Below are 16,491 nucleotides of genomic sequence, written 5' to 3' on the forward strand. Positions count from 1 at the left end.
TTTTAATTACTAAATAAAAGTGCCCGATTTTTTAATTTGATTTTAACTTTAGTGCTAATTCAAAAATTTGACATTACCAAAAAGTCAAAACATTGTAAACAAATTGTTTGGAAATAACATTTTCAAATGTAATCTTATTTAAAAATAATCAATTGTAATTTTTATTTTTTTCGAGAAAAAAATTATTCACTAATTCCTTATCAATTTACTTCAAACAACTTTTTAGAATTGTAACCGGATGCAAGGCTTTTCTATTGGTCCCGTCAAAAATCTGATGACGACAACTTGTACCCGCAGCAGCAATTGAAATAGTCTCATCAGTAGCTCTTATTTTTGGAAATAAAGTATCTTCGCCCATTTGCATACTGATATCATAGTGTTCTTTTTCATAACCAAAAGAACCCGCCATACCACAACAACCCGAATTATAAATGGTAACGGAACTATTTACGGGTAAATTCAACATTGCAAAAGTCGCTTCAACAGAGCTCAATGATTTTTGATGACAGTGCCCGTGAATTTTTATGGTTTTTTTAATATCTGTAAATTGTCCGGAATGAATTTTATTTTTTGTGATTTCCTTCTTAAAAAACTCTTCTATAGTAAAAACATTCTTCGATAGTTTTTCAGCTGTTTCTTTATCATCTGCCAAACGTAAATACTCATCACGAAAAGTTAATATGGCTGAAGGTTCGATACCTATCAAAGGAATATCATCATTAATTACAGTTGAAAAAACAGCAACATTTTTATTTGCAATAACTTTTGCTTCTTCCAGAAAACCTTTGGATATAAAAGCCCTTCCACTTTCTTCATGGCCAATCAAGAGTACTTCGTAACCCAAATTTGTCAATAATTCATAGGCATCTATACCAACCAAAACATCATAATAATTAGTAAACTCGTCACAAAATAAATAGAGTTTTCCATTTGTAAAAGAAGTAGCTAATTGTTTGGACTTATTTTTCTCAATCCATTTCCGAAGGGTCATTTTTGCCAATAAAGGAACTTCCCTTTTTGCTGAAATTCCCATTACGCTTTTCACAAATGGAAGATTTACTATAAAATTAGTTACTGATGGAGCAATACTTCCTAGTTGATTCAATTTAGAATTGTAAGCAAATATTTTGTTTCGCAAAGAGAAACCGTTTGCTTTTTGGTATTGGTATAAAAACTCCGTTTTCAAAGCGGCTACATCTACATTACTTGGACACTCACTGGCGCAAGCTTTGCAACTTACACACAATTCAAAAACTTCGTACAATTCTTTATGGTTAAACTTATTGTCTTTTTCTGAATGCGTTAAATATTCTCTCAGCGCATTGGCACGAGCCCTGGTTGTATCTTTCTCATTGCGTGTAGCGCGATAACTTGGACATAAAGTACCGCCTGCAGAAGGCAATTTCCTGCAATCACCCGAACCGTTGCATTTTTCTGCTAATCTCAAAATCCCCATACTATCTGAGAAATCCTGAATCGTTTGAATATTCGGTTCTACTCTACCGGCTTCCACCCTCAGATTTTCATCCATTTTGAAAGCGTTAACTATTTTTCCTTCATTCAAAATAGTATTGGGATCAAAAGCGGCTTTTATTCGCTTTAATAATTCATAATTTTTTTCCCCAATCATAAATGGCAAAAACTCGCCACGGACTATTCCATCACCATGTTCTCCACTTAATGAACCTCTGTATTTTTTTACCAAATGTGCCACTTCAGTAGCAATGGCTCTAAATTGATATAGTCCTTCTTTTGTTTTTAAGTTCAATATGGGACGCAAGTGTATTTCGCCAGCACCGGCATGAGCATAATATATTGCGTCCTGACCGTGACTTTTCATCATAGCGGAAAAATCAGCAATATAATTAGGCAAATCGCTTAACTCAACAGCAGTATCTTCAATGGAATCGGCTGCCTTATCATCTCCAACAATACTTCCTAAAAGGCCAAGACCTGCTTTTCTTAACTCCACTGCTTTATCAATGTCTGCCCCGTAAATTTTAGGTAAAGCATATCCAAAATTATTATTTTCAAGATCAGCAATCAAAGCATTGGCTTGAAATTCTGCATCTTCCATACTAATAGCAGAGGCCACTTCAAGCATGATTACCGCCTTTGGTTCACCTTGTATAAAAAACCTGTTTTTGGCTTGTTCCCTATTAGTTTTGGTACAATTCAAAATGGTGTCATCCATCATTTCACACGTATACAAATGATGTTTCATCGCTGTAACCACTGCTTCTAAACTTTCCTGAATAGTATGAAAATGTGCCACGACCATAATATTATTTGTAGGCGGTAAATCATCTACTTTCAAGGTAATTTCGGTTGTAAAGGCTAAAGTACCTTCGCTTCCACAAAGAAGTTTTCCGAGATTTATCGTTTTTTCTGTACCTGAAAATAATTCCGATTTTAATAATAAATCGACTGCATATCCAGTATTTCTTCGGTGTATTTCAGGTTTTGGAAACTCTTTTACAATCTCTTTTTGGTTTTCTACATTCGAAAGTTCTTCATAAATTGTTTTATAAATTTTATTTTCGAGCGAATCGCCTTTTGTTTTCTCTATAAATTCTGATGTCGAAAGTTCCTTAAACACCACTTTCGATCCGTCGCTCAATACCACTTTTATTTCCACTATTTTATCACGGGTAACTCCATAACGAATAGAGGTTGTTCCGGAGGAATTATTTCCCACCATTCCTCCTATCATACATCGATTTGAAGTAGAAGTATTAGGTCCAAAAAATAAACCATGCGGTTTCAAAAACAAATTCAGTTCATCCCGAATCACTCCGGGCTGAACGGTTATTGTCTTTTTATCTGCATCAAAAGAAACAATTTTGGTAAAATTTTTAGATACGTCTACGATAATTCCGTTACCTACCGTTTGCCCCGCTAATGAAGTCCCGGCAGTTCTGGGCGTAAGCGAAATTTTATTTTCATTGGCAAACTGTATCAGTTTAATGATATCACTTTCGTTTTTAGGAAGTGCGACAGCGAGCGGCATAATTCTATAGGCAGATGCATCCGTTGCATAAATCGTTTTGTGAAGTTCGTCGTATAGAAGTGTTCCTTCTAATGACGCTGACAAATACTGTAATTGAAGAGCGGTCAACATGGTTGGTATATTGTTTAAAAAAACTGTTACTACAGCATTCTGTGACAAATATAAATATATAACGGATGAAAATTTTAAAATTCAAATAAGAAAAATCTAAATTTATGAATAGTGTATTTCATATAAATGAAAATTCAAAAAAAATGGCAAAGAAATTGCAGCACTAAAATAAGTCAAATTTTATCTGGATTTTAACGGGCTAATTTCACTAAAAAAACTATTTTTGAATACTTAATAAACACAACAATAATGAAGAATTACAAGCATATAGGATTATTAATTTTGTTTTTTTTACTTTCGGTCTTGAATGTAAAAGCACAAATGCAGGTTACAAATCCTAAAAATGAATTTAGAGCGGTTTGGATTGCTACCGTTGTCAATATTGACTGGCCTAAAAGCAGTATCGATAATGTCGCAAAGCAAAAAGCTGATTTTATAGAAATATTAGACACCTATAAAAAATTAAATTATAATGCTGTAATTGTTCAGATTCGAAGTGTTGGAGATGCTTTTTATCCTTCACAATATGCTCCTTGGTCCCGATTTTTAACCGGTAAAGAAGGAAATGCGCCAAAACCTTATTTTGACCCATTAGCCTGGATGATTGCAGAATCTCACTCCAGAGGTTTTGAATTTCACGCTTGGTTAAATCCGTATCGTGCCACAATGGATTTAAACACCGCTATTTTAAGTCCACAACATGATTATTTCAAGCATCCGGAATGGATGATTAAATACGGTGATAAATATTATTACAATCCGGCTCTTCCTGAAGTTAGCGATCGCTTGACAGCAGTAGTTGACGAAGTGGTTAAAAATTATGATATTGATGCCATTCATTTTGATGATTATTTTTATCCCTACAGAATAAAAGGCGAAGTTTTTAATGACATTGACTCCTACCAAAAATATGGAAATGGGCTAAGTATCGAAAATTTTAGACGAAACAATGTAAATAATTTGGTGAAAAACATTTCAATTTCCATAAAAAAAATAAAACCCTGGGTACAATTTGGCATCAGTCCATTTGGCGTCTGGAGAAACAAATCTGTAGATCCAAAAGGTTCTGAAACACAGGCTGGTCAAACTAATTATGATGATTTGTATGCCGATCCAATCGCGTGGATGGACAATAAATGGATTGATTATCTAGTTCCTCAATTGTATTGGAGCATTGACCATCCTAAAGCTTCTTATTCAAAACTATTGCGTTGGTGGTCAGAAAACTCAAAAAATACGGCAATTTACATTGGAAACGGTACCTATAAAATAAATACCGATTCGGACAAAAAATGGAGCAATCCTAATGAAATTCCAGATCAGATTAACATTACACGAACCTATAAAAATGTGCAGGGAAATGCTTTTTTTAGTGCCAAATCTTTTTTGAACAAAAATCAAAATGTCACTAAATTATTGCTGGAGAACCAATATAGATATCCTGCGCTACCTAATGTGGTCCCAAATTCGGTAAAAAAGATGGCTATCGTCCCTACAGCAAATAATATTCTTATCACCCCAATTTCTTCAAGCTTTAGTGTCAAATATCCTTTGTACAGTAAAGTGCGTTACGTAATGGTTTATGGCGCCAAATTTAATTCGAAAATTGATGTGAATGATCCAAGTCAAATTATTGATAAAATAGCATTTAAAGAGAATATTGATACCGTTGCAATTGTGATTCCTATTAATAAATTGGACAAAAACACAACCTGCGCCATTACATTCATTGATTTTTATGGTAATGAAAGCGAACCAACACTTGTAAACTTTACACTATAAAATCTGAATTGAAAAGTACCCCATCTTAAATGAGAAAAGACAGCAGCCCTTGGTTTTGGATTCCGTTATTAAATTTTGCATCTGGATTTCCGTATGCCATCATCATCTCCGTATCGGTGATTATGTACAAAAGTTTAGGTATCAGCAATGAAGACATCGGAGTTTACACGAGTTTATTATACTTGCCTTGGGTTCTTAAACCATTATGGAGCCCATTTATAGATTTATATGCAACCAAAAGGAAATGGTTTCTGGCCATGCAATTACTGATTGCCATTGCCTTTTTGATTGTAGGATTAACCATTCCTATGAGTAATTTTTTCGTGCTGAGTCTGGCAATATTTTGGGTAGCGGCATTTGCATCTGCATCAAATGATGTGGCTAGCGATGGCTTTTATATGTTGGCTTTAGCCAAAGAACAACAATCTTTTTTCCTAGGAATTCGAAGTACTTTTTATAGACTTTCCATGCTTACCGCCAATGGCTTAATCGTGATTCTAGGTGGTTTTTTGGAACATAAATACGGAGACAAAAGTAAAGCATGGTCCTACACCATGATAATTGTGGCTTTGCTTATGGTTTTTTTAACCATCTATAACTTTTTTACTACTCCAAAAGTAGAAGAAACTAAAATTACAACTGAAAGGGAAAACAATCAGAGTTTCGCAGTTGTTTTTAAAACCTTTTTTCAAAAAAAACAAATTGGGCTTGTATTAGCTTTCATATTACTTTTCAGATTGGGGGAATCCCAATTACTAAAAATGCTAACCCCTTTTTTAATCGATGAAAAAATTAAAGGTGGTATGGGATTAACGACGGAAGATGTGGGTATAATTTATGGAACATTTGGAGTTGCGGCACTGGTAATTGGAGGAATTCTTGGCGGAATTGCAATTTCAAAAGGAGGACTTCGCAAATGGATGTTACCTATGTTTTTAGCCATGCATTTACCTATTATTGGTTTTATTTTACTTTCCCATTTTCATCCTGAATCTATTTTTTACGTTTATGCGACAGTAATTGCGGAACAATTTGGATATGGTTTTGGTTTTGCTGCCTTTATGATGTATTTAATTTATGTTGCCGATGGTGAATCTAAAACGTCCCATTACTCTATCGCAACTGGATTTATGGCTTTGGGAATGATGCTTCCGGGAATGTTGAGCGGATTCATTCAGGAATATTTAGGCTACGCAAATTTCTTTATTTGGGTGTTTTTAGCAACAATTCCCGGATTAATACTTTCCCGATTCCTAATCTTTCCGGATGATTTTGGAAAGAAATCCGAACAAGAAAAAACAAACTAGTTTTTTTTAAAAACATATAAGTCATAGAAGTTTATTTAAGTAAGACCTCTACTAAAACAACTGTTTTTTTCTACAACCCTTTTTAAGTAACTATTTATTCTATATATTTTAACTTACATGACCTATCTGTTTAAAATTATTATCATATTCATCTCAAAATGACGTTAGAACAAAAAATAGGACAATTTTTCTTCCCAGCCGTTTTTATAAATGACACTGAAGAAAACATTCAGGAAACCGAACGATTAATCCGTGATTATAATATTGGTGGATTGACCTTTTTTCATAGTAGAGCCAGTGCTGCCACTAATTATGAAAGCAAGAAAAAAGTAATTCTAAACGACGATAGCTGCCAAAAGTTAAAAGAACTTATTGTTCGATATCAAAAGTGTGCTTCCACCCCATTATTAATGAGTATTGATGCAGAATGGGGATTAGCTATGCGTGTTGAAAAAACACCGCAATATCCCTATGCGATTACACTTGGAGCGTTGCCGTACAGTGAAAAACATTTGGTTTACGAGGTAGGAAAACAAATTGGTTTAGACTTAAGATCGGTTGGAATTCATTATAATTTAGCTCCATTGGCTGATCTAAATAACAACCCTAATAATCCCGTAATCGGATATCGCTCTTTTGGTGAGAATAAAGAAAAAGTGGCCGATTTTGCCCTTGAATACTTAAGAGGAATGTCAGACGCAGGCATATTAGGTTGTTTGAAACATTTTCCTGGACACGGCAATACAAATGTCGATTCGCATTTGGGATTACCTGTTTTAGAAGAAAATTTACAACAATTACTTGAAAATGAATTGTATCCTTTTATTAAAGGAATCGAAAACAATGTAGATTCGATTATGATTGGGCATTTGGCTGTTCCTTTGTTGAATAATGGCAAAAATACTTCAGCAACGCTATCAAAATCTGTGATTGAAACACTTTTGCGTAAGCAGTTGGGATACGATAGTTTAGTAATTTCGGATGCGTTGAATATGCGCAGTGTTTCGAGTTTATATGACAAAAAAGGACAATTGGAATGGGAAGCTTTTAACGCCGGAAATGATGTATTATGTTTTGCTGAAAACGTCCCCGAAGGAATTCAGGAAATCCTTAAAAATGCAACTCCAGCACGCATAGACGCAAGCTTTAACCGTTTAATGCAAAGCAAACAAAAAGCAGGAATTTTGGATTCGAAAGTTTCTTTGACAACTCTTTCCGAAAGCAATTTTGATTTTGAAACCACATCTATTTTAAACCAAAAAATAGCTCAAAACTGTATTACAAAAATAAAGGACAATAACAATACGCAATCTATTTTCGATGCAAAAAATAGCGGCAAACTTGCTAAATTGAGTCTCTATAAAAGCGCCGATAATACTTTTTTTAAAGCGTTGAATATCCTATTGTCTAGTCCAGAATTCGCTTATGAAAATGGTACAGATGTAGCAATAAAGGAATTAGGTAGAAGCATAAGCGAATATGACACTATTATTATTTCCTTGTTTGTTCCAAAAGCTAAGCCCTTAAATAATTTTGAAATCGAAGACAGTGTCCTTCAATTTTTAGGCAACTTATTTATTTCAAAAAAGTGTGTTCTATACGTTTTTGGAAATCCATATGCCTTGCAAGTTATACCTAATTTAGAATACACCTCAGGAATCGTTCAAATGTATCAGGATTTCGAAGAATTTCAAGAAGTAGCGGCGTTACAACTATTAGAAAATAGAGAATGTAAAGGCACTTTACCGGTACTTTTAAACTATATTTAATATAGTATCAGCATTATAGATCTATTCAATAAGAAAAATTTATTTATACTAAAAATTGATACAATAAACCTATTCTTTAAGTTACTTTTGCACGATCAAAAAAAAAAATAACTTAAAATAAAAAACATGTCATTAGTAGGAAAAAAATTCCCAAGTATTGCAGTTGATGCTATTTCAGAAATGGGTGATAATTTAAAAATCAATATTTTCGAAGAAGCTACAAAAAACAACAAAAAAGTACTTTTATTTTGGTACCCTAAAGATTTTACATTCGTTTGTCCAACTGAATTGCATGCTTTTCAAGCCGCTTTACCTGAATTCGAAAAAAGAAATACAATTGTTATAGGTGCGTCATGCGACACTAATGAAGTACACTTTGCATGGTTAAACACGCCTAAAAACAATGGTGGAATCGAAGGAGTTACGTATCCAATCCTTGCTGATACTAACAGAAATTTATCTAACATTTTAGGAATTCTTGATATTGAAGAAACGGGTTATAGCGAAGAAACAGATTCTATCATTATTGAAGGATCTAATGTAACATACAGAGCTACTTACCTTCTCGACGAAACAGGGAAAATCTTCCACGAAAGTGTAAATGATATGCCTTTAGGCCGTAATGTAAATGAGTATTTACGTATGGTTGATGCTTACACACACATTCAGGAAAAAGGAGAAGTTTGTCCTGCAAACTGGGAAGCTGGAAAAGAAGCGATGAGCGCTGACAGAATCAGTACTGCAGAATACTTAACACTAAACTAATAAAACAATAGCAATAGCAATTTCAATATTTTAAAATTGCCATTAAATTTTGTTATTGAATTTTAAAAAATAAAAACTATGTTAATCGAATTAAACGAAGATACATTAGCAGACTTAATTTCAAAAGACGAAAAAGTTGTAGTTCAGTTTTCGGCCTCATGGTGTGGAAATTGTCGTATCATGAAACCAAAATTCAAAAAATTGGCTTCAGAAAACGAAACAATTACATTTGCTTTTGTAGATGCAGAAAATTCTCCAGAATCGAGAAAGTTAGCTAATGTAAGTAATTTACCAACCTTTGCTACTTTCGTAAACGGAAAATTAGTAAACGAAACACAAACCAACAAACAAGAAGTGCTAATTGAATTAGTGAACGAAATCGTTTAATTTTTTTTTAGTTTAAAGCTGAAAGACTTGATAATAAAGTCAATTATTATACTTTATTACTAAATTTTCAACGACAATCTTGAAACCTTAAACTTTTTGAACATTAAACTTTAAACAAACAAATTATGAAATTACCCGTAATCAAGCATTTAACACAGTTTATAGAAGATAATGATCAAGATTATGTGATAGAAGCGATTGAAGTCCTGGAAGCAATGACTGAAATTTCTTCATTGAAAGACGAGGAATTAGATGTAATAGGTGAATTGATTTCTAATATGTATGGCGCATTGGAAGTTAACAAACTTGTAAAAAACGGAACGGATAAAAAAGAAGCTTTGAATACTTTTATGAAACGCGTTCTAGGTTCAATAGACAAATAATTATCCCGCGCAAACTATTAAAAATAGCATTCTAGGGACTCAGTAATTAAAATATTAGAAAACGTACTCGGTAATGAGTACGTTTTTTTTATTGGACTCCAATAAACGAGACCGTTATTTATTGCTGTTTGTTTTTGTTCCAAGACGGCAAACTTTATCCCAAATTTTCAGGACCAAATCTTAAATAATTTTCATACTTTTGAACCTCATTAAAAAACATCTATTATGGCTGCAATAACATTAGGCGGAAATCCAATACATACAACAGGAGAATTGCCACAAGTTGGCACAAAACTATCTGATTTTAAATTAATTAAAACTGATCTTTCAGTTGTAACATTAGGAGACTTTGCCGGTAAAAAATTAGTCCTTAATATTTTTCCAAGTGTCGATACAGGAACTTGCGCAGCTTCTGTTAGAAAATTTAACGAAAGTGCCAGCAATCTAAAAAATACAAATGTATTATGTATTTCCAGAGATTTACCTTTTGCCCAAAAACGATTTTGTGGTACTGAAGGACTTAATAACGTAGTTAATTTATCTGATTTTCCAGAAGGTAGTTTTGGCAAAGCAAATGGGTTGGAAATCACTGACGGACCTCTGGCAGGATTGCATTCAAGAGCAATAATTGTTGTTGATGAAAATGGAATAATTACGCATACGGAGCAAGTTCCTGAAATTGCAGATGAGCCTAATTATGAAGCTGCTTTAGCGGTACTTTAATATTTACGGATGGAATTTCAAAAAGATAATACTTTCGTTAGCGGAAGATTAAAAAGTGTCACTTATGCTTTTAAAGGAGCAGTAAAATTAATTACCACAGAACACAGTGTAATGGTCCAATTTTCCTTAGGAATATTGATGACTATTGCTGGATTTTATTTTGGTATTTCTAAAACAGAATGGCTTTTTCAAACTTTTGCAATTGGTTTAGTAATGAGTATTGAAGGACTAAATACTGCTGTAGAAAAAATTGCAGATTTCATTCATCCTAATTATCACGAAAGAATTGGTTTCATTAAAGATATTGCGGCAGGAGCAGTTTTTTTTGCGGCACTGACCGCAATCGCAATCGGTTTAATCATATATATACCACTATTCTTTTAGGTATCATAAAAATCAAGAATGGCAAAAACGACAAAAAAAGAACCTTTAGACAAAAAAAACAATTCTAAAACGGAGATAAATAAGACATTGCAACTGACCAAACAGCACAAAATAGTTTTGGGTTGCCTTTTGGTATTATTTTCTGTTGCTTTATTACTCGCATTTGTTTCCTTTTATATTTATGGGCAACAAGATCAAAGCGCAGTTGCGGAATTGAATGATAGATCTGAAATTGTTCGTAATTGGTTGGGGAAATTCGGTGCTTTTTTAGCTGATTTAATTGTGTACAAAGGCTTTGGTCTCGCTGCATTTATATTCGTCCGTTTGTTTTTCCTGACTGGAATATATATGGTTCTTGGATTGCCTTTAAAAAAATTGAAAAACATTTGGTTCTGGGATTTATTCGTAATTATTGTCCTATCCGTTTTATTTGGTTTTTTCGCCACTTCAGTTCCGGAGTTAGGAGGCACTATTGGTTATGAATTAAATTCCTTTTCGCAAGACTACATCGGAAAAACTGGAACTTTGTTAATTTTATTTTTCGGATTAATTATTTACGTAATTTTTAAACTAAAAATATCTCCTGAAAATATTCAGTCCTTTTTTGATACTACTAAAAAAGAAATCAAAGCTGAATTAGCGACTAATACAATCAGCAGTACTAAAAACGCTTACAATTTAGAAGAATTTGCAGTTGCTGAAGAGGAATTAGATGAAATACATTTAAAAACAAATGGTTCACAATTCGAAATTAACAAAGAAGCATTAAAACCAACAATCAATAATTCTTCGGAAATTAATTTAGATCCTATTGTAAAACCATTAAATATGGTGGTCACGCCCCCGCCATTTCCTGAAACCATTTCAACTCACAAAGAGGAATTTGTAATTGAAACTGCTCCTGACGAAGATATTATAGAAGAAAATCTAGCGTCAAGACTCGTTGCTGATTTTGGATTATTTGATCCAACTTTGGATTTGTCCAATTATAAATTCCCTACAATTGATTTATTAAAAGAATATTCAACGGGAGGAATTACTATAAACCAAGAAGAATTAGAAGAAAATAAAAACCGAATTGTAGATACACTTCGCAATTACAAAATAGAAATTGCTCAAATAAAAGCAACCGTTGGTCCATCGGTTACTTTATATGAAATTGTACCGGAAGCAGGAATTCGTATTTCAAAAATCAAAAGTTTAGAAGACGATATTGCACTATCCCTTTCGGCATTAGGAATTCGCATCATCGCTCCTATACCTGGAAAAGGAACAATAGGTATTGAAGTTCCTAATAAAAATCCCACTATGGTTTCTATGAAAAGCGTTATTGGCTCAGCCAAATTTCAAGAAGCCGAGATGGAATTACCGATCGCTCTTGGTAAAACTATTTCAAATGAAACTTTCGTTGTTGACCTTGCCAAAATGCCTCACTTATTAATGGCAGGCGCAACTGGTCAAGGAAAATCAGTTGGATTAAATGCCGTTCTGACTTCGCTTTTGTACAAAAAACATCCTGCGGAAGTTAAGTTTGTGTTGGTCGATCCTAAAAAAGTAGAGCTTACACTTTTTAATAAAATTGAACGACATTATTTAGCGAAACTTCCAGACATGGACGACGCGATTATTACTGATAACGCAAAAGTGGTCAATACGTTGAATTCCCTTTGTGTTGAAATGGATAATCGATATTCTTTGTTGAAAGATGCGATGGTACGAAACATTAAAGAATACAACGACAAATTTAAAGCTCGAAAATTGAATCCTGAAAACGGACACCGATTTTTACCATATATCGTTCTAGTTGTTGATGAGTTTGCTGATTTAATCATGACTGCCGGAAAAGAAGTAGAAGTTCCTATTGCCCGTTTGGCGCAGTTAGCACGAGCCATTGGAATCCACTTAATTATTGCCACACAAAGACCGTCGGTAAACGTAATAACAGGTTTGATAAAAGCCAACTTCCCAGCCAGAATTGCTTTTAGAGTTACCTCAAAAATTGATTCAAGAACAATTCTTGACACTCAGGGAGCGGATCAATTAATAGGACGTGGTGATATGCTTTACACTAACGGCAATGATGTAGTTCGCGTCCAATGTGCCTTCATAGACACACCCGAAGTTGAAAAAATTACAGATTTTATAGGTTCTCAAAAAGCATACGCAACCGCATATTTACTTCCAGAATTTGTTGGGGAGGAAAGTGGCATTAATCTTGATATGGATATCTCCGACAGAGATACTTTGTTTAGAGAAGCCGCTGAAATAATTGTAAATGCACAACAAGGATCGGCTTCATTGTTACAAAGAAAACTAAAATTAGGCTACAACAGAGCAGGCAGATTAATCGATCAACTCGAAGCTGCAGGAATCGTGGGCCCTTTTGAAGGAAGTAAAGCACGTAGTGTAAATATCCTAGACATGAGTTCTCTTGATCAATTTTTCAACAATGAACAAAACAATTAATACCATGAAATCAACGGATTCAGAATTCAAAAACAACAATATAAAAAACATGACTAAAAAGTACGTATTAATCACAGCCTTACTCTTTTTTAGCTTTTTGACTCAAGCTCAAGATAAAAAAGCGAAAGACCTTTTAGATCAGGTTACTGCTAAAGTTAAAAGCTACGACTCCATAATAATTGATTTTAAATATTCTTTAAACAATGCTAAAGAAAACATCAATCAGGACAGTAAAGGAAATGTAACCATGAAGGGCAATCAATATGTATTGAATTTTATGGGAATTACTAAAATTTTTGACGGAAACAAAACTTATACAATTGTACCGGAAGACGAAGAAATCACCATTTCTAAAGTAAATGAAAAAGACGATAATGCTATCACACCTTCAAAAATGCTTACTTTTTTCAACACTGGGTACAGATATTCGATGGATATTTTACAAGATATAAAAGGTAGAAAAATTCAATACATCAAACTTATTCCTACTAGCGGTAAAGACCAACGAAAAGAAGTATTATTAGGTATTGATGTACAAACAAAACACATCTATAATTTGATTGAAACGGGTAAAAAAGGTACTAAAACCACTTTAACGGTTAATTCTTTCAAAACGAACCAACCATTGTCAAAAAATCAATTTACCTTTACCCAAAATAAATATCCAAATTACTACATCAATAAATTAGATTAATTCTTAGGTGAAAATTCTTGATAAATACTTATTAAAAACATTTCTGACTACATTTACTACTGTATTTGTAATCCTTTTTTTCATATTTATACTTCAAACCATTTGGCTGTTTATTTCTGAATTGGCCGGTAAAGATTTGGATTTTCCAATGATTATCAAATTTTTAGCTTTTTCGATGCCAAGAATTATTCCGTTAGTATTACCGTTGTCTGTTTTATTGGCATCTATAATGACTTTTGGAGATTTGTCGGAGAATTATGAATTAGCAGCAATGAAATCCGCTGGTGTTTCGCTAAAAAGAGCGATGCAAAGCTTAACTGTTTTTATCCTCTTATTGAGTATTATTGCTTTTTTCTTTTCCAATAATGTAATTCCATTTGCTGAATATAAGTTCATCAATTTCAGAAAAAACATAGCACAAGCTAAACCTGCTCTTGCAATAACAGAAGGTCAATTTAGCGATGTTGGTTTTTATAATATTAAAGTTAATAAAAAATCCGGGGAGAATGGCAACACGCTTACTGGAATTACTATTCATAAAAAATCTGATCTTGGGGATGGAAGCAAAACGGTAATTAAAGCCAAAGATGGCCTGTTGATTAGCAATGAAAAATCCAGCATTCTACAATTAGTGTTGAATAATGGGTACTATTATGAAGACATTACTCCAAAAAAATATGAAGATCGCAGCAAAATGCCTTTTGCAAAAAGCACCTTCAAAAAGTATATCATTAATATCGATTTATCAAAATTGAATAAAACGGATACTAATGATGAAAGTATCGCTAATACAAACACGATGTTAAATGTAAACGAATTAAACTACACGCTGGATTCGCTTCATAAAACCTTCAAAGCTGATGTTATTTCGTTCTCTGAAAACATAAATCAACGAATTGGAATTCCAAAAGACAACGAGATACAGCCAGTCAAAAAAAATAAAAGACTTCCGGATAATATATTATCCTTATATACAAATGATCAGAAATTAAAAATACTGGACATAGCTATCAGTAATTTAGCGAGTACAAAATATTCAATTGATGCCAGCAATACTGAATTTAAACTGAAGCAAAAAAATATAAACAATCATATTTTGGCATTTTATGATAAGTTCGTAATTGCATTTGCCTGTTTTTTAATGTTTTTTATTGGAGCACCATTAGGAGCCATTATCAGAAAAGGCGGATTAGGACTTCCTATCATTTTTGCAGTTTTGATATTCATCACCTTTCATTTTATAAATACTTTTGGTAAAAGAATTTCTCAAGAAAATAGCTTGTCTCCATTTATGGGTGCATGGATGTCTTCTTTTATTTTGACACCATTAGCCGTTCTTTTGTCCTATCGAGCTACAAATGATATCGGATTAATAAATATGGATGTTATTTTAGCTCCATTTCAAAAATTAGTAAAAAAACTATTTCCATCTCAAAAATAAATACCAATCATGGTTACAAATAAAATACAACTCAATACTATAGAAGAAGCCATTGAAGATATTCGACAAGGTAAAATTATTATAGTTGTTGATGATGAAGATCGAGAAAACGAAGGTGATTTTTTGGCTGCAGCCGAAAAAGTAACCCCTGAAATGATTAATTTCATGGCAACACACGGGCGCGGATTAATTTGTGCGCCATTGACCGAAAGCCGTTGTAAAGAATTAGGTTTGCATGTTATGGTTAGTAATAACACGGATCCTATGGAAACTGCTTTTACGGTTTCGGTTGACTTAAGAGGAAATGGAGTTACAACAGGAATATCAGCAGCCGACAGGGCAAAAACTATTCTATCGCTGGTAGATTTGAAAACCAAACCACATGATTTAGCGCGACCAGGACACATTTTTCCTCTTATCGCTAAACAAGGAGGCGTGTTACGAAGAACAGGACATACTGAAGCTGCTATTGATTTTGCTCGATTAGCAGGTTTTAAATCGGCAGGAGTTATTGTAGAAATCATGAACGAAGATGGTTCCATGGCTCGCTTACCACAATTAGTAAAAGTGGCTAAAAAATTTGATTTGAAATTAGTTTCTATTGAAGATTTAGTAGCGTACAGAATGCAACATGATAGTTTAATTGTCAAAAAAGAGGATTTTGATTTAGAAACCCGTTTTGGCACTTTCAGATTGAGAGCTTATCAACAAACAACCAACAAACAAATACATATTGCATTAACAAAAGGAACCTGGAATTTGGGAGAGTCTATTTTAACCCGAATAAATTCATCACAGGTCAATAATGATTTATTAGGTACCTTAACAAATAATGCCGACCAACAACTTGATGATATGTTTAAAGTGATTAACGAGCAAGGAAAAGGTGCTGTTATTTTCATCAATCAGGATATGCAATCTGTAAATCTTCTTAGCCGCATTTCTGAATTAAAGAATTTACAGGCTGAAGGCACAATGAAAGCACCTAAAATTGTTATCGACAGTAAAGATTTTGGTATTGGAGCTCAAATATTACACGATATTGATATCTCAAAAATCAGATTAGTATCGAATGCTGAGCGAACCAAACGTGTTGGAATGATAGGTTACGGACTAGAAATAACCGAGTATGTAAAATATTAAACCCATTTTGAATTATTTTTTAAAAAAATTTTATTCTAAAGTCAAGTAAATGAAAGATTTAAAAAATAGCAATAAAAATAGATGCATTTTTTCTAAAAATACATTTGCATAACCAAAAAAGGTTCT

The 16,491-nt window shown here is 33.3% G+C and carries 13 protein-coding genes; 12 read left to right on the forward strand and 1 reads right to left on the reverse strand.

Features of this window, described 5'->3' with window-relative positions; genetic code table 11:
• Window positions 1-205: 205 nt before the first annotated feature.
• Window positions 206-3,121 carry an FAD-binding and (Fe-S)-binding domain-containing protein gene (locus ACFX5D_RS15005; protein ID WP_379859021.1) on the reverse strand — a complete coding sequence of 972 codons (2,916 nt, stop codon included), beginning with the start codon at window positions 3,119-3,121 and terminating at the stop codon, window positions 206-208.
• A 249-nt stretch (window positions 3,122-3,370) separates the two neighbouring features.
• Between ACFX5D_RS15005 and ACFX5D_RS15010 the strand changes: the two genes are divergently transcribed.
• The 12 genes from ACFX5D_RS15010 to ribB all read left to right on the forward strand — a co-directional run bounded on the left by ACFX5D_RS15010 (window position 3,371) and on the right by ribB (window position 16,365).
• Window positions 3,371-4,903, forward strand: a complete 1,533-nt coding sequence (locus ACFX5D_RS15010) for a glycoside hydrolase family 10-like protein (protein ID WP_379859022.1) — start codon at window positions 3,371-3,373, stop codon at window positions 4,901-4,903.
• A 29-nt stretch (window positions 4,904-4,932) separates the two neighbouring features.
• Window positions 4,933-6,210 (forward strand): MFS transporter, encoded by a 1,278-nt coding sequence (locus ACFX5D_RS15015; protein WP_379859023.1) that lies wholly within the window; start codon window positions 4,933-4,935, stop codon window positions 6,208-6,210.
• Between the two features lie 158 nt (window positions 6,211-6,368).
• Complete coding sequence (locus ACFX5D_RS15020) at window positions 6,369-7,979, forward strand: glycoside hydrolase family 3 protein (protein ID WP_379859024.1); 1,611 nt, start codon at window positions 6,369-6,371, stop codon at window positions 7,977-7,979.
• Between the two features lie 126 nt (window positions 7,980-8,105).
• Window positions 8,106-8,744: a peroxiredoxin gene (locus tag ACFX5D_RS15025; RefSeq protein WP_379859025.1), complete on the forward strand. Its 639-nt coding sequence runs from the start codon at window positions 8,106-8,108 to the stop codon at window positions 8,742-8,744.
• 78 nt (window positions 8,745-8,822) lie between these two features.
• Window positions 8,823-9,131, forward strand: a complete 309-nt coding sequence (locus ACFX5D_RS15030) for a thioredoxin family protein (RefSeq protein ID WP_379859026.1) — start codon at window positions 8,823-8,825, stop codon at window positions 9,129-9,131.
• A 125-nt stretch (window positions 9,132-9,256) separates the two neighbouring features.
• On the forward strand, window positions 9,257-9,514 hold the full coding sequence (locus ACFX5D_RS15035) for a DUF6952 family protein (protein ID WP_073211635.1): 258 nt from the start codon (window positions 9,257-9,259) through the stop codon (window positions 9,512-9,514).
• A gap of 225 nt (window positions 9,515-9,739) precedes the next feature.
• Window positions 9,740-10,237, forward strand: coding sequence for a thiol peroxidase (gene tpx / locus ACFX5D_RS15040; RefSeq protein ID WP_379859027.1), 498 nt, complete (start codon window positions 9,740-9,742; stop codon window positions 10,235-10,237).
• 9 nt (window positions 10,238-10,246) lie between these two features.
• A complete protein-coding gene (locus ACFX5D_RS15045; RefSeq protein WP_379859028.1) occupies window positions 10,247-10,621 on the forward strand; it encodes a diacylglycerol kinase family protein in 375 nt (124 codons plus the stop codon).
• An 18-nt stretch (window positions 10,622-10,639) separates the two neighbouring features.
• On the forward strand, window positions 10,640-13,087 hold the full coding sequence (locus tag ACFX5D_RS15050; RefSeq protein WP_379859029.1) for a DNA translocase FtsK: 2,448 nt from the start codon (window positions 10,640-10,642) through the stop codon (window positions 13,085-13,087).
• A 49-nt stretch (window positions 13,088-13,136) separates the two neighbouring features.
• Window positions 13,137-13,781 carry an outer membrane lipoprotein periplasmic chaperone LolA1 gene (lolA1, locus tag ACFX5D_RS15055; protein WP_465254661.1) on the forward strand — a complete coding sequence of 215 codons (645 nt, stop codon included), beginning with the start codon at window positions 13,137-13,139 and terminating at the stop codon, window positions 13,779-13,781.
• 7 nt (window positions 13,782-13,788) lie between these two features.
• Window positions 13,789-15,222, forward strand: a complete 1,434-nt coding sequence (locus ACFX5D_RS15060; RefSeq protein WP_379859031.1) for an LptF/LptG family permease — start codon at window positions 13,789-13,791, stop codon at window positions 15,220-15,222.
• Window positions 15,223-15,231: 9 nt separating this feature from the next.
• A complete protein-coding gene (gene ribB, locus ACFX5D_RS15065) occupies window positions 15,232-16,365 on the forward strand; it encodes a 3,4-dihydroxy-2-butanone-4-phosphate synthase (protein WP_379859032.1) in 1,134 nt (377 codons plus the stop codon).
• The last annotated feature ends 126 nt before the right edge of the window (window positions 16,366-16,491 follow it).

The organism is Flavobacterium fructosi (assembly GCF_042787335.1).
GTDB classification, from domain to species: Bacteria; Bacteroidota; Bacteroidia; order Flavobacteriales; family Flavobacteriaceae; genus Flavobacterium; species Flavobacterium fructosi.